At 71.3% G+C, this 19,413-nt stretch carries 17 protein-coding genes; 9 read left to right on the plus strand and 8 right to left on the minus strand.

Annotation, left to right across the window (positions count from 1 at the left end):
* Positions 1-13 precede the first annotated feature (13 nt).
* The 4 genes from egtA to egtD are packed head-to-tail and all read left to right on the plus strand — an operon-like array spanning position 14 to position 4,387.
* Positions 14-1,333, plus strand: coding sequence for an ergothioneine biosynthesis glutamate--cysteine ligase EgtA (gene egtA, locus ACGF8B_RS11175; protein WP_392736917.1), 1,320 nt, complete (start codon positions 14-16; stop codon positions 1,331-1,333).
* Positions 1,330-2,673: an ergothioneine biosynthesis protein EgtB gene (egtB, locus tag ACGF8B_RS11180; RefSeq protein ID WP_392736919.1), complete on the plus strand. Its 1,344-nt coding sequence runs from the start codon at positions 1,330-1,332 to the stop codon at positions 2,671-2,673. The genes egtA and egtB overlap by 4 nt, the downstream gene beginning before the upstream one ends.
* Positions 2,673-3,428: an ergothioneine biosynthesis protein EgtC gene (gene egtC / locus ACGF8B_RS11185; protein ID WP_392736921.1), complete on the plus strand. Its 756-nt coding sequence runs from the start codon at positions 2,673-2,675 to the stop codon at positions 3,426-3,428. The genes egtB and egtC overlap by 1 nt, the downstream gene beginning before the upstream one ends.
* Complete coding sequence (egtD, locus tag ACGF8B_RS11190; RefSeq protein ID WP_392736923.1) at positions 3,425-4,387, plus strand: L-histidine N(alpha)-methyltransferase; 963 nt, start codon at positions 3,425-3,427, stop codon at positions 4,385-4,387. Before egtC ends, egtD begins: the two co-directional genes overlap by 4 nt.
* On the opposite strand, the gene ACGF8B_RS11195 is transcribed toward egtD, so the two are convergent.
* The 3 genes from ACGF8B_RS11195 to ACGF8B_RS11205 all read right to left on the minus strand — a co-directional run bounded on the left by ACGF8B_RS11195 (position 4,330) and on the right by ACGF8B_RS11205 (position 7,633).
* Positions 4,330-5,244, minus strand: a complete 915-nt coding sequence (locus ACGF8B_RS11195; RefSeq protein ID WP_392736925.1) for a lysophospholipid acyltransferase family protein — start codon at positions 5,242-5,244, stop codon at positions 4,330-4,332. The two genes, egtD and ACGF8B_RS11195, sit on opposite strands and share 58 nt — an antisense overlap.
* Positions 5,241-6,065 carry a GNAT family N-acetyltransferase gene (locus ACGF8B_RS11200; protein WP_392736927.1) on the minus strand — a complete coding sequence of 275 codons (825 nt, stop codon included), beginning with the start codon at positions 6,063-6,065 and terminating at the stop codon, positions 5,241-5,243. Before ACGF8B_RS11200 ends, ACGF8B_RS11195 begins: the two co-directional genes overlap by 4 nt.
* Positions 6,066-6,376: 311 nt before the next feature.
* Positions 6,377-7,633, minus strand: coding sequence for an extracellular solute-binding protein (locus ACGF8B_RS11205; protein WP_392736929.1), 1,257 nt, complete (start codon positions 7,631-7,633; stop codon positions 6,377-6,379).
* A 201-nt stretch (positions 7,634-7,834) separates the two neighbouring features.
* Between ACGF8B_RS11205 and ACGF8B_RS11210 the strand changes: the two genes are divergently transcribed.
* Complete coding sequence (locus ACGF8B_RS11210) at positions 7,835-8,050, plus strand: dodecin (RefSeq protein ID WP_093546549.1); 216 nt, start codon at positions 7,835-7,837, stop codon at positions 8,048-8,050.
* Positions 8,051-8,133: 83 nt separating this feature from the next.
* On the opposite strand, the gene ACGF8B_RS11215 is transcribed toward ACGF8B_RS11210, so the two are convergent.
* Positions 8,134-8,622 carry a hypothetical protein gene (locus tag ACGF8B_RS11215; protein ID WP_392736931.1) on the minus strand — a complete coding sequence of 163 codons (489 nt, stop codon included), beginning with the start codon at positions 8,620-8,622 and terminating at the stop codon, positions 8,134-8,136.
* Between the two features lie 12 nt (positions 8,623-8,634).
* On the minus strand, positions 8,635-9,714 hold the full coding sequence (locus tag ACGF8B_RS11220; RefSeq protein ID WP_392736933.1) for a hypothetical protein: 1,080 nt from the start codon (positions 9,712-9,714) through the stop codon (positions 8,635-8,637).
* A 252-nt stretch (positions 9,715-9,966) separates the two neighbouring features.
* Here ACGF8B_RS11220 and ACGF8B_RS11225 point away from each other — a divergent pair, with 252 nt between their 5' ends.
* From ACGF8B_RS11225 to ACGF8B_RS11235, 3 genes are all read left to right on the plus strand, one after another.
* Positions 9,967-11,358 carry a polysaccharide pyruvyl transferase family protein gene (locus ACGF8B_RS11225; protein ID WP_392736934.1) on the plus strand — a complete coding sequence of 464 codons (1,392 nt, stop codon included), beginning with the start codon at positions 9,967-9,969 and terminating at the stop codon, positions 11,356-11,358.
* A 151-nt stretch (positions 11,359-11,509) separates the two neighbouring features.
* Positions 11,510-13,939, plus strand: a complete 2,430-nt coding sequence (uvrA, locus tag ACGF8B_RS11230) for an excinuclease ABC subunit UvrA (RefSeq protein WP_392736936.1) — start codon at positions 11,510-11,512, stop codon at positions 13,937-13,939.
* Between the two features lie 248 nt (positions 13,940-14,187).
* The gene (locus ACGF8B_RS11235) at positions 14,188-15,954 is read left to right on the plus strand and encodes a glycosyl hydrolase family 18 protein (protein ID WP_392736938.1); all 1,767 of its coding nucleotides are present in this window, start codon (positions 14,188-14,190) and stop codon (positions 15,952-15,954) included.
* A 96-nt stretch (positions 15,955-16,050) separates the two neighbouring features.
* Here ACGF8B_RS11235 and ACGF8B_RS11240 read toward each other — a convergent pair whose 3' ends face one another.
* Positions 16,051-16,230 carry a fumarylacetoacetate hydrolase family protein gene (locus ACGF8B_RS11240; RefSeq protein ID WP_392737420.1) on the minus strand — a complete coding sequence of 60 codons (180 nt, stop codon included), beginning with the start codon at positions 16,228-16,230 and terminating at the stop codon, positions 16,051-16,053.
* On the opposite strand from ACGF8B_RS11240, the gene ACGF8B_RS11245 reads away from it, so the two are divergent.
* Positions 16,158-16,664 (plus strand): DUF6537 domain-containing protein, encoded by a 507-nt coding sequence (locus ACGF8B_RS11245; RefSeq protein ID WP_392736940.1) that lies wholly within the window; start codon positions 16,158-16,160, stop codon positions 16,662-16,664. The genes ACGF8B_RS11240 and ACGF8B_RS11245 overlap by 73 nt on opposite strands.
* A 56-nt stretch (positions 16,665-16,720) precedes the next feature.
* Here the strand turns inward: ACGF8B_RS11245 and ACGF8B_RS11250 are convergent, their stop codons facing one another.
* Positions 16,721-17,467: a succinate dehydrogenase/fumarate reductase iron-sulfur subunit gene (locus tag ACGF8B_RS11250; RefSeq protein ID WP_392736942.1), complete on the minus strand. Its 747-nt coding sequence runs from the start codon at positions 17,465-17,467 to the stop codon at positions 16,721-16,723.
* Positions 17,464-19,413 (minus strand): fumarate reductase/succinate dehydrogenase flavoprotein subunit, encoded by a 1,950-nt coding sequence (locus ACGF8B_RS11255; RefSeq protein ID WP_392736944.1) that lies wholly within the window; start codon positions 19,411-19,413, stop codon positions 17,464-17,466. The genes ACGF8B_RS11250 and ACGF8B_RS11255 overlap by 4 nt, the downstream gene beginning before the upstream one ends.

Here is a 19,413-nt window from a genome sequence, read left to right on the forward strand (position 1 = left end):
GAGGAGGCCCGGCATGTCGTCCGACACCCCCGGGAAACACGGCCCGCCCGGCCAGCCCCCGCCGCTCGGCGAGGGCGAGGCCGAGGATTTACTGCGCTGCATCTGTTTCAAGACGGGACCGCCCCGCAAGGTCGGTGTGGAACTCGAATGGCTCATCCACGACCGGGATCGACCTCACGTCCCGGTACCGCACCACCGTCTCGACGCGGCCGCCGGCATCGTCCGGGGCCTGCCCCTGAGCGCGGCGCTCACCTTCGAGCCCGGCGGCCAGCTGGAGCTCAGCTCGCGCCCGGCCGACTCACTGATGGCATGCATCGACGCCACCGCCGGCGATCTCACCGCGGTACGCGACGCCCTGGACGGGGTGGGTCTCGTGCCGGTGGGGTTCGGCGTCGACCCGTGGCACCCGCCACGTCGTCTGCTGCGTGAACCCCGCTACGACGCCATGGAGGTCTCCTTCGACCGGTCGGGACCGGCCGGTCGCGCCATGATGTGCACCACCGCGTCCGTCCAGGTGTGTCTGGACGCCGGGGAGGAGGAACCTGGTCCTCTCGGCTACGGGCGGCGCTGGCAGCTGTCCCATCTGCTGGGCGCGGTCCTGGTGGCGGCGTTCGCGAACTCCTCCTTCCGGCACGGTCGCCCGACCCCCTGGCGGTCCGCCCGGCAGTCGCTGTGGGCCGACCTCGACCCGTGGCGGCCGCTGGCACCGCCCGGCCTGCTGCCGCCGCGCGAAGCCTGGGCGACACATGTGCTGGACACCCCGGTGATGTGCATCCGGGAGGAGACCGGCCCCTGGTCCGTGCCGGAGCGGCTGACGTTTCGCGAATGGATCCGTACCGGCGCGCCGAGACCACCGGTGCGTGCCGATCTCGACTACCACATCAGCACGCTCTTCCCGCCGGTGCGGCCGCGCGGCCATCTGGAGCTGCGCATGATCGACGCCCAGCACGGCGCGGACGGGTGGCTGGTGCCGCTCGCCGTCACCACTGCCATGTTCGACGACCCGGAGGCCGCCGAGACCGTGTACCGCACCGTGAAACCGCTGGCCGAGACGGCCGGGGCGGAGCCGGCGCCGCGCAATCCGCTCTGGGTCCGGGCCGCCCGTGACGGCCTGGCCGATCCCGAACTGCGGGCGGCGGCGGTGGCCTGCTTCGGCGCCGCGCTGGAGGCGCTGCCCCGGTTGGGGGCCACCACCGCCGTGCAGGACGCCGTGGCCTGCTTCAACGACCGTTTCGTGGCCCGGGGCCGATGTCCGGCCGACGAACTTCCCGAACTGCTCGCGCCGGGCCTGTCCGGTGGTCCGGGCCGCCCCTGGGAGGGGTCCCGCTCATGACCGATTCCGCCACACCCACCGGCTCCGCACCCGAAGGGGCGGACCCCGAGGCATTGCGGCAGCGCGCCCTCGCCGCACTGCTCACCGCCCGGGAACGCACCGCGCTGCTCACCGACAGCGTGGACGACCACGAACTGACCGCCCAGCACTCGCCGTTGATGTCCCCGCTGGTCTGGGACCTCGCGCACATCGGCAACCAGGAGGAGCTGTGGCTGCTGCGCGCGGTGGCCGGGCGGGAGGCGATGCGCCCGGAGATCGACGGGCTGTACGACGCCTTCGAGCATCCCCGGGCGACCCGCCCCTCGCTGCCGCTGCTGGCCCCCGCCGAGGCACGTATGTATGCCGCGGAGGTACGCGGCCGGGCCCTGGACGTCCTCGACGGTGCCGTACTGGACGGCGACGGTCCGCTGGTGCGGTCGGGGTTCGCCTTCGGCATGGTCGCCCAGCACGAACAGCAGCACGACGAAACGATGCTGATCACCCATCAGCTGCGCTCGGGTACGGCCGTGCTGACCGCGCCCGTGCCGCACGCCGCCACCGACGCCGCCGGCCTGCCGGCCGAAGTCCTCGTCCCGGGCGGCCCGTTCACCATGGGGACGTCCACCGAGCCGTGGGCCCTGGACAACGAACGCCCGGCGCATGTGCGCGACGTACCGGGCTTCTTCATCGACACGACCCCGGTCACCTGCGGCGCGTACCAGGCGTTCATCGAGGACGGCGGCTACACCGAGCGGCGCTGGTGGCAGCCCGGGGGGTGGGAGATGGTCCGTGAGCACGAGCTGGCCGCTCCCCTGTTCTGGCACCGGGACGCCGGCCGGTGGCTGCGCCGCCGCTTCGGGGTCACCGAGGAGGTGCCCGCGAACGAGCCGGTGCTCCACGTCAGCTGGTACGAGGCCGATGCGTACGCCCGTTGGGCCGGGCGACGGCTGCCCTCGGAAGCGGAGTGGGAGAAGGCGGCGCGCCACGACCCGGCGTCGGGGCGTTCGCGGCGCTACCCCTGGGGCGACGAGGACCCGTCCCCGGAGCTGGCGAACCTGGGGCAGCGCCATCTGCGGCCCGCGCCGGCCGGCGCGTACCCGCAGGGACAGTCCCCTTGCGGCGCCCGGCAGTTGATCGGTGATGTGTGGGAGTGGACGTCGAGCGACTTCCTCCCCCATCCCGGCTTCTCGCCGTTCCCGTACCGCGAGTACTCCGAGGTGTTCTTCGGGCCGGACCACAAGGTACTGCGCGGCGGTTCGTTCGCCGTGGACCCGGTGGCGTGCCGGGGGACGTTCCGCAACTGGGACCTCCCGGTGCGACGGCAGATCTTCTCCGGCTTCCGCACCGCCAGGGATATGTGATGTGCCGTCATATCGCCTACCTGGGGCCGCCGGTGCCGCTGGGCGAACTGCTGACCCGGCCGTCCCACTCACTGGTACGCCAGTCCTGGCAGCCGCGGGAGCAGCGGCACGGGACCGTCAATGCCGACGGTTTCGGTGTCGGCTGGTATGCGGAGGGCGATCCGGTGCCCGGACGCTACCGGCGCCCGGGGCCGGTCTGGGGCGACCAGACCTTCGCCGACCTGACCAGGGTGGTGCGCAGCACGGCGCTGCTCGCCGCTGTCCGTGATGCCACCCATGCGGACGCCGACGGCGAGGCGGCGGCCGCGCCGTTCGCCGCCGGGCCGCTGCTGTTCAGCCACAACGGTGCGGTCAAGGGCTGGCCGCACTCCTTGGCCCCGCTCGCCGCGGGCCTGCCACCGGCCGAACTGCTCGCCCTGACCGCCCGCTGCGATTCGGCCCTCGTCTGGGCTCTCGTGCGGCACCGTCTGGCCGTGGGCGACCCACTGCCGCAGGCCGTCGCCGACACCGTGGCGGAGGTGGCGGCCGCGGCGCCGGGGTCCCGGCTGAATCTGCTGCTCACCGACGGCGCGACGATCGTGGCGACGGCCTGGGGCGACACCCTGTCGTACCTCGCGGAGCCCGGTCTGCGCACGGTGGTGGCCTCGGAGCCCTTCGACGACGATCCGCGCTGGCGCCCGGTCCCCGACCGCAGCTTGCTGACGGCGACCCGTACCGACGTTCTGCTGACCCCGCTCAAGGAGCCCACTGCGTGAGTCCCTTTCTGCTGACCCGCACCCTGCCGGTGGACGCGACGGACGCGGCGCTGCGCGCCGACGTGCTGCACGGTCTGACCCGGCACCCGAAGACACTGCCGCCCAAGTGGTTCTACGACGCCCACGGCAGTGAGCTGTTCGAGGAGATCACCCGGCTGCCCGAGTACTACCCGACCCGTGCCGAGCGGGAGATCCTGATCGACCGCGCCGACGAGATCGCCCGGGCCTCCGGGGCACGGACCCTGATCGAGCTGGGCTCCGGCTCGTCGGAGAAGACCGGGCACCTGCTGGACGCGCTGGACGCGCTGCACAGCTACGTACCGGTCGATGTGAGCGAGAGCGCGCTGCGCGGGGCCGCCGAGGCCCTGCTCGCACAACGGCCCGAGCTGTCCGTGCACGCCCTGATCGCCGATTTCACGGGTGGTCTGGCGCTGCCGGGCACGCCGGGACCCAGGCTGATCGCGTTCCTGGGCGGCACGCTCGGCAATCTGCTGCCCGCCGAGCGTGCGGTGTTCCTCAAGTCGGTACGGTCGCTGCTGGCCCCCGGCGACGCGCTGCTGCTCGGCACCGATCTGGTGAAGGAGGAGAAGGTGCTGGTCGCCGCGTACGACGATGCGGCGGGGGTGACCGCGGAGTTCAACAGGAACGTGCTGCGGGTCGTGAACCGGGAGCTGGGGGCCGACTTCGACCCCGCCGGCTTCGACCATGTGGCGCTCTGGGATCCGGAGCACGAGTGGATCGAGATGCGGCTGCGGGCCCGCCGGGCACACACCGTGAAGATCCCGGAGCTGGATCTGGTGGTGCCCTTCGAGGCCGGCGAGGAACTGCGTACGGAGGTCTCGGCGAAGTTCCGCAAGGAGGGGGTCCGGGCGGAACTGGAAGCGGCCGGGCTCCGGCTCGATCAGTGGTGGACGGATTCCGGCGGCCGGTTCGCGCTCTCGTTGGCGATGGCGGTCTGAGCCCGGCGGGCCAGGTCGCGGCGGTCCGGCCGGCCGGCCGCCGGGATCTGCGGAAGTACGCGGATCTCGGCGGTCAGACCCGCCGCCGTCACCACCCGCCACAGTGAGGCGATGAGCGGATCTTCCCCGACGAACGCGGCCGCTCCGGCCGGGGCGGTGTTCTCGTGACCGGTCCGGCGGCAGCCGCCGACGGGCCCGGTCCGGCCGGTCGTTCCGGTGGTCCGGGGCGGCTCGACGCGGTAGCCGATGCGTACCGGCCGGACGGTGGCGCCCGCGTCGATCGCGGCCTGGAAGGCGGCCGGTGCGAAGCGGCCGCCGGAGCCGCGCCCGCACCAGGTGGTGCCCTCCGGGAAGACGACCACGCGTGAACCGCCCTGCAGCGCCGAGCCGATGGTACGCACGGTCGTGGGCAGTGCGCGCAGTCGGTCGCGTTCGACGAAGAGCGTGCCGCCCCGGGCGGCGAGCGGGCCGAGCAGCGGCCAGCCACGTATCTCGCTCTTGGCGAGCATCCGGCCGGGGAACACGGCCGCGACCAGCGGGATGTCCAGCCAGGAGATGTGGTTCGCGACGACGAGCGTGCCCGCCGCCCCGGATGCCGTGCCGGGTCCGGCCGGTGTGCCGACGATCCGCACCCGCACCCCGAAGGCGCGCACGACGCCGTACGCCCAGCGCCGGATCAGCCGTTCCCGCCGTGCCGTGCCGAGCACCGCCACGAACGGTGCGCCCAGCGCCCCGGCCGCGATCCACAGGCATCCGGCGAGCAGCAGGGCGGCGGCGGCCGGGCGGCCCCGTACCCGGCCGTCGTGACCGGCGCAGGTGTCCGGAGTGCAGGGGGCGGTGGGCAGCCAGGGGTTCATCGCAGCGGGGCGAGGGCGAGGAAGTGGCGCAGGTAGCGCGGGTCGGTGCGGCGCAGCGACAACAGTACGTACAGGTCGGCGACGTTGAAGTCGGGGTCGTGGGCGGGTGCTCCGCACACCCGGGCGCCGAGGCGCAGATAGCCGCGGAGCAGCGGGGGGAGCGTGGCGAGACCGGTGGGCGGGGCGGCCTGGTCGGCCGGGGTGGGCTGCCAGAGACGGTGCGGGGTGACCCAGTGGTCCTCGGGGGCCAGGTACTTCGTCCGTACGGTCTCCCAGGCGCCGGCCGCGGCGGCGCCGCCGTCGGCCAGCGGGATGGAGCAGCAGCCGGCCAGCCAGTTGTGGCCGGTGCGTTCCATGTAGCGGGCGAGTCCGGCCCAGATCAGCGCGATGACGGCGCCGTCGCGGTGGGCCGGGTGGACGCAGGACCGTCCGACCTCGACCAGGTCGTCGCGGATCGGGTCGAGCCGGCCGAGGTCGAACTCGCTCTCCGCGTAGAGACGCCCGGCGATCCGCGCCCGGTCGGGCGGCAGCACGCGGTAGGTGGCGACGATGTCGCCGGTGGTCTGCTCCCGGACCAGCAGATGGTCGCAGTACGCGTCGAACGCGTCGCTGTCCAGGCCGGGTTCGGGCCCCTCCAGCCTGGCACCCAGCTCACCGGCGAAGACCAGATGGCGCAGCCGCTGGGCGGCTCGGACCTCGTCCTGGTCGGTGGCGAGCGACACCCGGTAGCGCGGCGGGGCGGAGGTGGTGGGGGTGGGAGGGACGGGCTGCGCGGGAACGACGGGAGCGGTGGGGAGGGATGTGACGGGCAGCGCGTTCATGACGGTCTCCGGGGACGGATCGGCAAGGGCGGCCGCCGGGCCGTCGCACTGGGTACGACGGCCCGGCCCCTTACTTCTTCCGTGACCGGCTGGATTCGACATGACCGCTCGGGAGAGCCGAAATGTGCGAAGGCTGAATCCCGGGGGTGGCCGACGACGGACCGCTGCGCCGCCGCCGGCGGACCACAACACCCGGCAGTGACCGGCACCCGACCACTGCACCGGGAACGGCCGGCGCGCCGGACCACAACAGCCGGGTGCGGTCGGCGCAGGACCACAGCAGCCGGGCGCGGTCCGGCGGGGCGCGCGGGTCAGCCCCCGGCGAGCTTGGAGGTGATCTTCGCCGAGGCGGACTTCGCCTCCTGCTGCGGGTCGCCGCCCTCCAGCACCGCCGTCATGTAGGGCTTGATCGGGTTGTCGGCCTCGACGTCGGCCCACTGCGGCGAGTTGGGGGTCGCACGGCCCTGGGTGGCGCCACGGGCCATCGCCGCGGTGCCCTCCTGTCCCACGATGACACGGGCGAGTGCGGGCTTGTTGGGCACATAGCTCATCGTTCTGGCGAGCTCCTCCTGCCACTTCCGGCCCGCCAGCGCCTTGATCACTTCGATGCCCTCGGCGCGCTGGTCCGCCTTGTCCGGGACGATCAGGTCGGATCCGCCGGTGAAGACGGAGCCGGGCGCCTTCGCGGTCTTGCCGGGAATCGGGAAGTAGCCGAGTTTTCCCTTGAGTTCGGGATTCTTCTTCTCGATCTGCGCGACGGTTCCGGGTACCGAAATGATCTGTGCGACATTCCCCTCGGCGAACACATCGGCCTGCGGGGGCTTTTCCTCGTCGGCGTCCTTGGGGCCGTCACCGAGCGCCTGGAGTTCTTTGTAGAAGCTCATGCCGCGCAGCGCGGCGGGGCTGTCCAGGGCGCCTGCCCACTGGCCGCTCTTCTCATCGGCGAGTTCGCCGCCCTCGTCCCAGATGAATCCGGCGAGGACATACCAGTTCTGGCCCGCGAGGTAGATCCCCTGATTTCCGTTGCTGTTCAGCGACCGGCTGTCCGCGATCCACTCGTCGCGGGTCTCCGGCGGGTTCTGTATGCCCGCCTGCTCGAAGAGATCCTTGTTGTAGATGACCACTCGGTTGGCCGCGTACCAGGGAATGCCGTACTGCATGCCGTCGATGCTGCCCGGCTCGGCGAGGCCCGGCAGCCAGTCCTCGCTGCCGAGGTCACGTACGGACTCCAGGGTCAGATCGCGCAGGCCGCCGCTCTCCGCGTACTGGGCCACCTGGGTGTTTCCGACCTCGATGACGTCCGGGGTGTCCTTGCCCTTGAGGGCGCCGATGACCTTGGGACCGATTCCGCTCCAGCTCTGGAACCTGAAGTCCAGCTCGATGGACGGGTGCTCGTCCTTGTACGCCTTTGTGAACCGCTTCAGGAAATCGGCGGAGACACTGTCCTTCATCAGCCAGATCGTGACCTTCTTGCTTCCGGACGCCTCCGAGCCGGAGCCCAGGCCGCAACCGCCCAGTGCAAAGGTGGAAACGAGCGCGACGGCTCCGACGAGTATGCGGTTCTTCACCAGGTTCACCTTCTGCGAAACGGCACGACTTAATTCAGGACCCGGTGTGGGGGACTGCGGGCGGCGCTCGCACGGGCGTGGCTGGATTTTGGTATGGACCATTGATTTGGTCAAGGCCCGTTCACGGCACATTCTGCACATCGACCCCTCGCGGACTCGGTCCGGGTGGGGCACCGTGGTAGGGACGAGAGGAGACATAAGATGTCAAATCACACCTATCGGGTCACCGAAATCGTCGGAACCTCGCACGAGGGCGTCGACGATGCCATCCGCAGAGGCGTCGCGAGAGCTTCGGAAACGTTGCACAATCTCGACTGGTTCGAGATCACGCAGGTGCGCGGAGAGATCAAGGACGGCCGGGTGGAGCACTACCAGGTCGGCCTGAAAGTGGGCTTCCGGCTCGACGAGACGAGCTGATCCCGCCGACCGGCGCCGGTTGCGGCACCGGCAGGAGGGCCGGCACGGACGAGGCCGTGTCCGGCCGGTCGCACCCGCCGGGTTCAGGTACGGCCCTCGCGCTCCTGCGCGTCCCTGAGCGTGGCCGAGGCCTCCGCCCAGCGGGCCCGCACCACGGTGAATCCGGCCTGCTCCGCCGCGTCGCAGACGAGTTCGTCGTCGTCGATCAGCATCCGGATCTCACGGTCCCGGCCCAGCCGCTTCAGGATCTGCAGCTTGGTCTGCCGGGCCGGCCTGCGGTCGTCGTCGCGGCGCATGTACACCTGTCCCTCGGGCAGTCCGTGCGCGGCCAGCCAGGCGACGGTGTCCCGGCGGCACCGCTCGGGCCGCCCGGTGAGATACCTGACCTCACAGCTCTCGGCGCTGTCGAGCGCCAGTCGTACGCCTTCGGGCAGCGGCGGGTCGTCGACGGCCGCGGAGAAGAAGCCGTTCCAGTCGCGCCGGCGGCCCTCCAGGTAGTGCTGCCGGTGGCCGCTGTCCGCGAGCGTGCCGTCCAAGTCGAATACGGCCAGGGGCCGGTGGTCGCCTCTCATGCCGCCAGCAAATCAGACCAGCGCGGCCACCAGGAGCAGCACGACCACGATCCCGGCCACCACCGCGGCGACCCGCAGGGACCTGCGCCTCGACCAGACCGGGAGCACCTCGGCGCCGCCCGGCCCGGGGAAGACGTGGAAGACGTGGTCGGGGTCGTCCGGGATCGTGACCGCCACCAGTTGCAGCCACTCGATCTCGGCGCGTCTGGCCACCTCGTCCGGCCGGGGCGCGAGCGCCGCCTCGACGGCCTCCACATGGGCGGGGTCCAGCGCCTCGGGTATCGGCTCGTCGGCCGAGGTCAGTGTGGCCCGCCGCCACGCTCCGGTGCGCCCGGTCTGCTGGCGGACCCGCAGTGGCGGCGCCGGGTCCGGCAGTCTCAACGCGCTCCGCCGCGGCGCCTGTCCGACCGATCCGCCCGTCCACCGGGTGACCAGTCCGGTGCCCTCGCAAGGGGTGTGCTCCGTGGAACGCTTCCCCTCGCAGACCGGACAGTCCCGGAAGCCGGTGTCGTCACACTTCGGGCACTTCTCGGTGCCCCGCCCCTGGCATTGCGGGCAGGCGGTGCGCGGCTTGCGGCACTTCAGACAGGTGGTCCGTCCGGCCGCGTTCCGTTCCCGCGGCGAACCGGCCGGCGCATCGTCCTTGCGGCGCCGGCCCGTGCCGTCGCACCAGGTGCACGGTTCGACACCCTTGCACGCCGGACACAACGGGCCGGTCTCGCAGCTCAGTTTCCCGCTGGCCCGGCAACGCGAGCACGGCTGCCGGCCCTCGTCGCAGCCACAGGCCTCCGTCCGTACCGAACCGTGGAGCACCAGCTCCACCTTCCGCGACCGGGCCGGGTCCTTCGGCGGATCGACCGGATGGTCGCGGAGTTCGCCTTCGTACGTCGCCCGTTCCGATATGTCGTACTTGCCGGGCCTGGACTCCGGTCGTGTGCTGCGGGTCTCGACGGAACGGACGATGCGCAGATCCAGCATCGGAAGCCGGGAGATGCCGGCGCCGTCCTGCCGCAACCGCGGCCCCTGCCCCGGACGGCCGATGTGCCGGGCCACCGCTTCGAGGATTTCGTCGTCGGACAGTGAGTCGGCCATGATGGCGCTTCCACCTCCCCGGTAGGCGCGCCGACGCGCACGAGGCAGCGTACGGGCGGGGCCGCCGGGGGCTCAAGAGGGCCGCGCGGGGAAGGCCGTGGGCGCCGTACCGGCACCCGTCACCACTTTCACCGCGCGCACGCCCGCTCGCGCGCGGATGGGCGATCCACCCGTCACGTTCCGGGCGGATCGCAAAAGGTTGTACAGGATCCGCATGGATCGACAAGCGTTTGTAAAGCTATATTCAGGTTTGTGGCATCCAACGTTAACGATGTGAAGCGAATACTCCTGCGTTCAGGGAAGAGCCCCTACGACGTCGTCCCTGTCGAGCGCGCTCTCCATGAGGACGTGTTCGCCACCAACTCGGGCAACCTGATCTTCAGCGATGCCACTCACAAGATCCTTGAGACGCCGCGCGCCAAGGTGGTGTCGAACGGCATCACCACGCGGGTCGCCGACGCCGACCGGATCAACAGCGAGTACGACGTCTTCGTCATTCCGCTCGCCAACGCCTTCCGGCCCTCCTTCGAACGGCAGCTGGAACGGCTGACCCAGCTCATCTCGAAGCTGAAGATACCGGTGGTGGTCCCGGGCGTCGGCGCCCAGACCGGCGTCAACTACTCCGCGGACCGGCTGAAGCCGATGCAGCCGACGGTCTACGCCTTCGTCTCCGCCGTGCTCGACCACAGCGCCTCCATCGGTGTGCGCGGGGAGTTCACCGAGCGGTATCTGCGGGACATGGGATTCCGCGACGTGGACGTCATCGGCTGTCCCTCGATGTTCCTGGGCGGCAGCAGGCTCGTCGTCCGGGAGGACGGCCGGGCGCTCGGGCCCGAGTCCCGCATCGCCGTCAACGGATCGCACGACGCGGTGCGCAAGCACAAGCTCGGGCAGATCATCGACCGCACCCACGCGCGCTACCCGCACCTGCGGTTCATCGGCCAGAACCTCTCCGACGCCCGCCAGCTGCACTGGCGCGACCTGTCCCACCAGAACGCCGCGGTGACCGGCATCCCCACCCACCCCGACCACCCCATGTACGGGGAGGGCAAGGTGCGGGTCTACATCGACCCGGTCACCTGGATGGACGACCTGCGGGGCTTCGATTTCTCCTTCGGCTCCCGGATCCACGGCAACATCGCGGCGCTGCTGGCCGGAACGCCGGCCACGGTGCTCTGCGGCGACTCCCGGACGCTGGAGCTGTGCCGCTACTTCGACATCCCGCACCGGATGCTCTCCAAGGTCCCGGCCGACCTCGACCCCGCCGACCTCCACGCCACCGCCGACTTCGGGCCGCTGATGCGCGGTCATCAGGAGCGGTTCGACCGTTTCGTGAACTTCCTCGACAAGAACGGCCTGGAGAACACCTTCACCCACGGCGACGGCGGCGCGGCCTTCGACAAGCAGATGAGCGGGCTGACCTTCCCGCCGGGCGTCCGCCCCTGGGTCGGCTCCGACCCCGCCACCATGGCACCCCGGCTGAACTGGCTCCAGAGCCAGCTGACGGAACTCACCGCCGAGAACGCCCAGCTCAAGCGGAAGCTCCTGAAGAACGCCTCGCTGCCCGCCCAGCGGTCCACGTACCAGCGGGCCCGCAGCGTCGTGGGCAGGCCGATCAAGCGCGCGCTGCGTCCCTCCCGGTAGGTCCGGGGAGTCCGCCGCCGGTCGGCGGGGCAGGTCCGGCCGGGTCGCCGGAGTCACGGGACGGCCTCCGATGCCTAGAATCGGAGTGTTTGTCCCCGGCCCGTCGGCCCTGCCCCGGCTCTGCCCCGATCCGTACGGAGTCCCCGCGCACATGTCCACCCCCCACGACCCGTACGTCCGGGTGCGCGGCGCCCGCGAGCACAATCTCCAGGACGTCTCGGTCGACATCCCGCGCGACACCCTCACGGTCTTCACCGGGGTCTCCGGCTCCGGGAAGTCCTCGCTCGCGTTCGGGACGATCTACGCCGAGGCCCAGCGCCGCTACTTCGAGTCGGTCGCCCCGTACGCCCGCCGGCTGATCCATCAGGTCGGCGCGCCCGCGGTCGGTGAGGTCACCGGACTGCCGCCCGCCGTCTCGCTGGAGCAGCGCCGCTCGGCGCCCGGGGCCCGTTCGTCCGTCGGTACGGTCACCACGCTCTCCAACTTCCTGCGCATGCTCTTCTCGCGGGCCGGTGACTACCCGGCCGGTGCGGAGCGGCTCGACTCCGACGCCTTCTCGCCGAACACCGCCGCCGGGGCGTGCCCTCGGTGCCACGGGCTCGGTCTCGTCCACCGCACCACCGAGCAGTTGCTGGTCCCCGATCCCTCGCTGTCCATCCGGGACGGCGCGATCGCCGCCTGGCCGGGCGCGTGGCAGGGCAAGAACCTGCGCGATGTGCTGGACGCGCTGGGTCACGACATCGACCGGCCGTGGGGCGAGCTGGGTGCCGAGGAGCGGGAGTGGATCCTGTTCACCGACGAGCAGCCGGTGGTGACGGTCCATCCGGTGCGGGAGGCGGGGCGCATCCAGCGCCCCTACCAGGGCACGTACATGAGCGCCCGCCGCTATGTGATGCACACCTTCGCGGACTCCAAGAGCCGCACCCTGCGGGCGAAGGCCGAGCGGTTCCTGACCAGTGCCCCGTGTCCGGCCTGCGGCGGCAGCCGGCTGCGCCCCCGGGCGATGGCCGTGACCTTCGCCGGCCGTACGATCGCGGAGCTGGCCGCACTCCCGCTGACCTCTCTGTCCGAGCTGCTGCGCACGGCGGGCGGCAGCGACACGGCGCGGGTACTGACGGCGGATCTGCTCGCCCGGATCGAGACGGTCACCGAACTCGGCCTGGGCTACCTCAGCCTCGACCGGACCGCTCCGACGCTCTCCTCCGGCGAGCTGCAACGGCTCCGTCTGGCCACGCAGTTGCGCTCCGGTCTCTTCGGGGTCGTCTATGTGCTGGACGAGCCGTCGGCCGGTCTCCATCCGGCGGACACCGAGTCGTTGCTCGGGGTGCTGGGACGGCTGAAGGAGGCCGGGAACTCGGTCTTCGTCGTGGAGCACCAGATGGATGTGGTGCGCCGGGCCGACTGGCTGGTCGATGTGGGACCGCTGGCCGGTGAGCACGGGGGCCGGGTGCTGCACAGCGGTCCTCCGGCCGGGCTCGCGGAGGTGACGGAGTCGGCGACCCGGCGCTTCCTCTTCGACGAGGAGCCCGTGCCGGTACGCGAGGTGCGTGCGCCGTCGGGGTGGCTGCGGCTGAACGGGGTGGACCGGCACAACGTGCGGGGAGTGGACGCCGCGTTCCCGCTCGGTGTCTTCACGGCCGTCACCGGGGTCTCCGGGTCGGGGAAGTCGACGCTGGTCGGTCAGGTGCTGGCCGGTGCGCTCGCCGACCGCCAGGGCGGCACCGGAAAAGACCCGGACCCGGCCGCGGAGCGCCCGGCGCCCTGGTGCGACTCGGCGCAGGGGCTGGAGGCGGTGGACCGTCTCGTCCAGGTCGACCAGCGGCCGATCGGCCGTACCCCCCGGTCCAATCTGGCCACGTACACCGGGCTCTTCGACGTCGTGCGCAAGCTGTTCGCCGGTACGGAGACCGCCCGGGAGCGCGGCTACCGGGCCGGACGGTTCTCCTTCAACGTGGCGGGCGGGCGGTGCGAGACCTGCCAGGGCGAGGGGTTCGTCTCCGTGGAGCTGCTCTTCCTGCCCAGTACGTACACGCCCTGTCCGGACTGTCACGGCGCGCGGTACAACCCGCAGACCCTGGAGGTCACGCTGCGGGGTCTGGACATCGCGCAGGTGCTGGATCTGACGGTGGAGTCGGCGGCCGGGTTCTTCGCGGGTACGCCGGCCGCCGAGCGCAGTCTGCGGACCCTGCTCGATGTCGGGCTCGGCTATCTGCGGCTCGGCCAGCCCGCGACGGAGCTGTCCGGCGGTGAGGCCCAGCGGATCAAGCTCGCCACCGAACTCCAGCGCACCCGCCGGGGCCACACCCTGTACCTGCTGGACGAGCCCACGACGGGGCTGCATCCCGCCGATGTCGAGGTGCTGATGCGGCAGTTGCACGGCCTCGTCGACGCGGGCGACACGGTGGTGGTCGTGGAGCACGACATGGCGGTGGTCGCGGACGCCGACTGGGTGATCGACCTCGGCCCCGGTGGCGGCGGCCGGGGCGGCCGGATCGTGGCGGCGGGAACGCCCGATGAGGTGTCCCGGGTTCCGCAGAGCCGTACGGCTCCGTACCTCCGGGCCGCGCTCCGTCGCGACTGATCGCCGGGCCGTCGTCAACTCCCCCATTCGCCACGCGAGTTGCCGGTCCAGGCAAGCAAAGGGGAATGAAACGGCAAAGAACATTGACAGCCATCTGGTCCAGACCAATTATGGGCATGCCTCACGGCCGCTCCTCGCCGTGCGGCACGTGACCCCGGCCGGGAATCACAGGAACGGGCCGCGTCCGGCGACGGGCGCGGCCGAGCCGTGCGATCCGCCCGTTGTCTCACCCCGCTGGGAGCTGCCCCATGAGACGTCCAAGAAGAGTCGGCGCCGTCCTGAGCGCCTTGGCCACCGTCGTCGCGTCCGCAGGCCTGATCCTCGGATCGGGCGCCGGCGCGCAGGCCGCCGCGACCGCCGCCACCCCCCTGCCCGCACACGTCTTCGCCCCGTACTTCGAGGCGTGGAACGGCGACAGCCCGGCCGCGCTCTCGCAGGCGTCCGGCGCCAAGTACCTGACCATGGCCTTCATCCAGACGGAGGCCCGCGGTTCCTGCACCCCCTACTGGAACGGGGATTCGGGCACGCCCATCGCCCAGTCCGAGTTCGGCGCCGACTTCACCACCATCCGGTCCCGCGGCGGCGATGTGATCCCGTCGTTCGGCGGCTACACGGCCGACAACGGCGGCACCGAGATCGCCGACAGCTGTACGAGTGTCGACTCCATCGCGGCGGCCTACGAGAAGGTCATCACGACCTACGACGTGTCCCGCCTCGACATGGACATCGAGGACAACTCGCTGGAGAACAGCGCCGGGATCGACCGTCGCAACAAGGCGATCAAGAAGGTGCAGGACTGGGCCGCCGCCAACGGGCGCTCGGTGCAGATCTCGTACACCCTGCCCACCACCACGAGCGGTCTGGCCGACAGCGGTCTCGCGGTGCTGGAGAACGCGGTGTCCAACGGCGCCAAGGTCGATGTCGTGAACCTCATGACCTTCGACTACTACGACGGCGCCTCGCACAACATGGCGCAGGACACCCAGACGGCGATCACCGGGCTCAAGGGCCAGCTGGCCGATCTGTACCCGTCGAAGACCGACGCCCAGCTGTGGGGCATGACCGGCATCATCGAGATGCCGGGCATCGACGACTACGGCCCGGCCGAGACGTTCACCACGGCCGACGCCACCTCGGTCTACAACTGGGCCGTCGCCAAGGGCGTCAGCACCCTGTCGTTCTGGGCGCTCCAGCGCGACAACGGCGGCTGCCCCGGCACCGGGGGCAGCGACACCTGCTCCGGCATCGCCCAGGACACCTGGTACTTCACCCACACCTTCGCCCCGTTCACGGGCGGCGGCACCGGTCCGGTGACGGACGACTACTCGGTGGCCGTGGCCCCCGCCTCGGCGACGGTCGCTCCCGGCGGCACCACGACGGCGACGGTGAACACGGCGGTCACCTCCGGCAACGCGAAGACCGTCGCGCTGACGGCGAGCGGGGCGCCCGCCGGTGTGACGGCGACGCTCAGCCCGACCACGGTCACCGCGGGCGGGGCGTCGAAGCTGACGGTCGCCGCCTCGGCGTCCGCGGCCCCCGGCACGTACCGGATCGAGGTGACCGGCACGGCGGGCACGCTCAGCCACGCGGCGGCCTTCACCCTCACGGTGTCGGGCCCGGGCGGCGGCACCGGGGCCCTGGTCAACGGTGACTTCGAGTCGGGTTCGCTCGGCCCCTGGACGTGCGAGTCCGGTGGCGCGGTCGTCTCCACCCCGGTGCACGGCGGTACGCACGCACTCGCCGCGGCGGCCACCGCGTCGCAGACCGGCGAGTGCGCGCAGACGCTCACCCTGTCGCCCGGCACCGAGTACACCCTGAGCGGTTGGGTGCAGGGCAGTTACGGCTACCTCGGTGTGCGGGGCGACGCGACGGCCAGCGCCTGGGGCTCGTCGAGCGGTTACGCCAAGCAGTCGGTCGCCTTCACCACCGGCTCCACCGGCAAGGTGACCGTCTATCTGCACGGCTGGTACGGACAGGGCACGGTGTACGCGGACGACCTCTCCGTGACTTCCTGACCCCGCGAGCCGTCCGGGACTTCCCGGCTCCGGAGGCGGGCGGCCTCCGGAGCCGGGAACAGCACCGCGCCGGGGCACTCCCGGGCGGCTCGGCGGTCAGGCCGCCACCACGCCGCCGCGCAGCGATCCGATGCCTTCCACCTCGACCTCGACGAGGTCGCCGGGCCGCAGGAAGCGGTCGGAGAAGACACCCGCACCGCGCGGTGATCCGGTGCAGATCACATCGCCCGGCTCAAGGGTCCGGTATCGCGAGAGGAACGAGATCAGCTCGGGCAGGCGGTGACGTACGGGCGAGGTTCGGGGAGGGCGCCCGGATTTTCTACCGCCTTCACCCGCCCGTGCTCCGCGCGCTCGGGATGGACCGGAAGATCGTGCTCGGCCCGTGGTTCAGGCCCGTCTTCCGCGTGCTCGCGGCGATGCGCCACGTCAGGGGTACGTGGCTGGACCCGTTCGGTGCCGCCCGGATGCGCCGGGTCGAACGGGCGCTGGTCGTCGAGTACGAGGACATGATCGCCCGGGCGTGCCTGGCGCTGGGCCCGGAGAACCACGCCCTGACCGTCGAACTCGCCGAACTGCCCGACATGGTGCGGGGGTACGAGGAGATCAAGACGGCGGCGGTCGCCCGGTACCGTGCCGAGGCCGCCGGGCTCCTGGAACGGCTCGGTCAACCGCTCCAGGACGCTGCCGCGGCGGGCACTCCGGCCGGGTAGTCGCGGGGCGGCCCCGATGCCGGGGCCGCCCCGGCCCCCGCCTCGGACCGGCGGCTCTACCGGCGCACCTTGCGGGTGGCGCGCAGCCACTCCTTGTTCATGGCCGAGATCGACGGCAGCGGGATGCCCTTGGGGCAGGCGGTGGCGCACTCGCCGGTGAGCGTGCAGCCGCCGAAGCCCTCGCTGTCCATCTGGCCGACCATGTCGAGCACCCGGGTCTCGCGCTCCGGGGCGCCCTGCGGCAGCACGTTGAGGTGGTTGACCTTCGCCGAGGTGAAGAGCATCGCCGAGCCGTTGGGGCAGGCCGCCACGCAGGCGCCGCAGCCGATGCACTCGGCGTGCTCGAAGGCGAAGTCGGCGTCGGGCTTGGGCACCGGGGTGGCGTGTGCCTCGGGGGCGGTGCCGGTAGGGGCGGAGATGTAACCGCCCGCCTGGATGATCCGGTCGAAGGCCGAGCGGTCCACGACCAGGTCCTTGACGACCGGGAAGGCGGAGGCGCGCCACGGTTCGATGTCGATCGTGTCGCCGTCCTCGAAGGACCGCATGTGGAGCTGGCAGGTGGTGGTGCGTTCGGGGCCGTGGGCATCGCCGTTGATGACGAGGCTGCACGCGCCGCAGATGCCCTCACGGCAGTCGTGGTCGAAGGCGACGGGGTCGTCGCCGGCGAGGATGAGCTCCTCGTTGAGGGTGTCGAGCATCTCCAGGAACGACATGTCCTGCGAGATGCCGTCCACCTGGTAGGTGGACATGGTGCCGGGTGCGTCGGCGTTCTTCTGCCGCCAGACGCGCAGGGTGAGCTTCATGCGTAGCTCCGCTGAGTGGGGTGGACGTACTCGAAGACGAGGTCTTCCTTGTGCAGGACGGGGGGCCGGCCGGTGTCGGCGAACTCCCAGGCTGCGGCGTAGGAGAACTCCTCGTCCCGGCGGGCGGCTTCGCCGTCCGGGGTCTGCGACTCCTCGCGGAAGTGGCCGCCGCAGGACTCGGCGCGGTGCAGTGCGTCGAGGCACATGAGCTCGGCGAGCTCCAGATAGTCGACGATGCGGTTGGCCTTCTCCAGCGACTGGTTGAACTCGTCGCCGGTGCCGGGGACCTTGATGCGTCGCCAGAACTCCTCGCGGATCTGCGGGATGCGTTCGAGCGCCGTGCGCAGTCCTTCCTCGGTGCGGGCCATGCCGCAGTACTCCCACATGAGTTCACCGATCTCGCGGTGGAAGGAGTCGGGGGTGCGGTCGCCGTCGACCGCGAGCAGCAGGTTCAGCCGGTCCTCGGTGTCGGCGACGGTCTCCTCCACGGCGGGATGCGAGGCGTCGACCGGCTCGTGGTGCGGATTGCGGGCCAGGTAGTCGTTGATCGTCGACGGGAGGACGAAGTAGCCGTCGGCGAGGCCCTGCATCAGCGCGGACGCGCCGAGCCGGTTGGCGCCGTGGTCGGAGAAGTTGGCCTCGCCGATGGCGAAGAGGCCGGGGACGGTGGTCTGGAGGTCGTAGTCGACCCAGAGGCCGCCCATCGTGTAGTGCACGGCGGGGTAGATCCGCATCGGGGTCTCGTACGGGTTCTCCGCCGTGATCCGTGCGTACATGTCGAAGAGGTTGCCGTACTTCTCCTCGACCTTGTCCCGGCCCATCCGCGCGATGGCCTCGGCGAAGTCCAGGTAGACGCCCTGGCCGCCGGGGCCGACGCCGCGTCCCTCGTCGCAGACGTTCTTCGCGGCACGGGAGGCGATGTCCCTGGGCACCAGGTTGCCGAAGGCGGGGTAGATGCGCTCCAGGTAGTAGTCGCGCTCGTCCTCGGGGATCTCGTTGGCGGGACGGTCGTCGCCCCTGGCCTTCGGGACCCAGATCCGGCCGTCGTTGCGCAGCGACTCGCTCATCAGGGTCAGCTTGGACTGGTGGTCGCCGGTGCGCGGGATGCAGGTGGGGTGGATCTGGGTGAAGCAGGGGTTGGCGAAGTAGGCGCCGCGGCGGTGGGCGCGCCAGACGGCGGTGGCGTTGGAGTTCATGGCGTTCGTCGACAGGTAGAAGACGTTGCCGTAGCCGCCGCTGGCCAGGACGACCGCGTCGGCGAAGTACGTGTCGATCTTTCCGGTGACGAGGTCGCGGGCGACGATCCCGCGGGCCTTGCCGTCGACGACGATCAGGTCGAGCATCTCGGTGCGGGCGTGCAGTTCGACGTTGCCCGCGGCGATCTGCCGGGACAGTGCCTGGTAGGCGCCGAGCAGGAGCTGCTGTCCGGTCTGGCCGCGGGCGTAGAAGGTGCGGGAGACCTGGACGCCGCCGAAGGAGCGGTTGTCGAGAAGACCGCCGTACTCGCGGGCGAAGGGGACGCCCTGGGCGACGCACTGGTCGATGATCTCGACGGAGATCTGGGCGAGCCGGTGGACGTTGGACTCGCGGGCGCGGAAGTCCCCGCCCTTGACGGTGTCGTAGAAGAGCCGGTGGATCGAGTCGCCGTCGTTGCGGTAGTTCTTCGCGGCGTTGATGCCGCCCTGGGCGGCGACCGAGTGGGCACGGCGGGGCGAGTCCTGGAAGCAGAACTGGACTACGTGGTAGCCCTGTTCGGCCAGGGTCGCACCGGCCGAGCCGCCGGCCAGGCCGGTGCCGACGACGATGACGGTGTGCTTGCGGCGGTTGGCCGGGTTGACCAGCTTGGCCTGGAAGCGGCGGGTGTCCCAGCGCTCGGCGACGGGGCCCTCGGGGGCCTTGGTGTCGACGACGGGTGCGCCGGTCTCGTAGTGCGAGTAGTCGGTCAT

The sequence above is a fragment of the Streptomyces sp. NPDC047917 genome (assembly GCF_043204345.1).
In the GTDB taxonomy this organism is placed as follows: domain Bacteria; phylum Actinomycetota; class Actinomycetes; order Streptomycetales; family Streptomycetaceae; genus Streptomyces; species Streptomyces sanglieri.

What these genes read in the sequence shown, in the direction of transcription:
- egtA (WP_392736917.1), top strand. Translation starts at nt 14, where the DNA reads ATGTCGTCCGACACCCCCGGGAAACACGGCCCGCCCGGCCAGCCCCCG.
- egtB (WP_392736919.1), top strand. Translation starts at nt 1,330, where the DNA reads ATGACCGATTCCGCCACACCCACCGGCTCCGCACCCGAAGGGGCGGAC.
- egtC (WP_392736921.1), top strand. Translation starts at nt 2,673, where the DNA reads ATGTGCCGTCATATCGCCTACCTGGGGCCGCCGGTGCCGCTGGGCGAA.
- ACGF8B_RS11195 (WP_392736925.1), bottom strand. Translation starts at nt 5,244, where the DNA reads ATGAACCCCTGGCTGCCCACCGCCCCCTGCACTCCGGACACCTGCGCC.
- ACGF8B_RS11200 (WP_392736927.1), bottom strand. Translation starts at nt 6,065, where the DNA reads ATGAACGCGCTGCCCGTCACATCCCTCCCCACCGCTCCCGTCGTTCCC.
- ACGF8B_RS11210 (WP_093546549.1), top strand. Translation starts at nt 7,835, where the DNA reads ATGTCAAATCACACCTATCGGGTCACCGAAATCGTCGGAACCTCGCAC.
- ACGF8B_RS11215 (WP_392736931.1), bottom strand. Translation starts at nt 8,622, where the DNA reads ATGAGAGGCGACCACCGGCCCCTGGCCGTATTCGACTTGGACGGCACG.
- ACGF8B_RS11220 (WP_392736933.1), bottom strand. Translation starts at nt 9,714, where the DNA reads ATGGCCGACTCACTGTCCGACGACGAAATCCTCGAAGCGGTGGCCCGG.
- uvrA (WP_392736936.1), top strand. Translation starts at nt 11,510, where the DNA reads ATGTCCACCCCCCACGACCCGTACGTCCGGGTGCGCGGCGCCCGCGAG.
- ACGF8B_RS11235 (WP_392736938.1), top strand. Translation starts at nt 14,188, where the DNA reads ATGAGACGTCCAAGAAGAGTCGGCGCCGTCCTGAGCGCCTTGGCCACC.
- ACGF8B_RS11250 (WP_392736942.1), bottom strand. Translation starts at nt 17,467, where the DNA reads ATGAAGCTCACCCTGCGCGTCTGGCGGCAGAAGAACGCCGACGCACCC.
- ACGF8B_RS11255 (WP_392736944.1), bottom strand. Translation starts at nt 19,413, where the DNA reads ATGACCGACTACTCGCACTACGAGACCGGCGCACCCGTCGTCGACACC.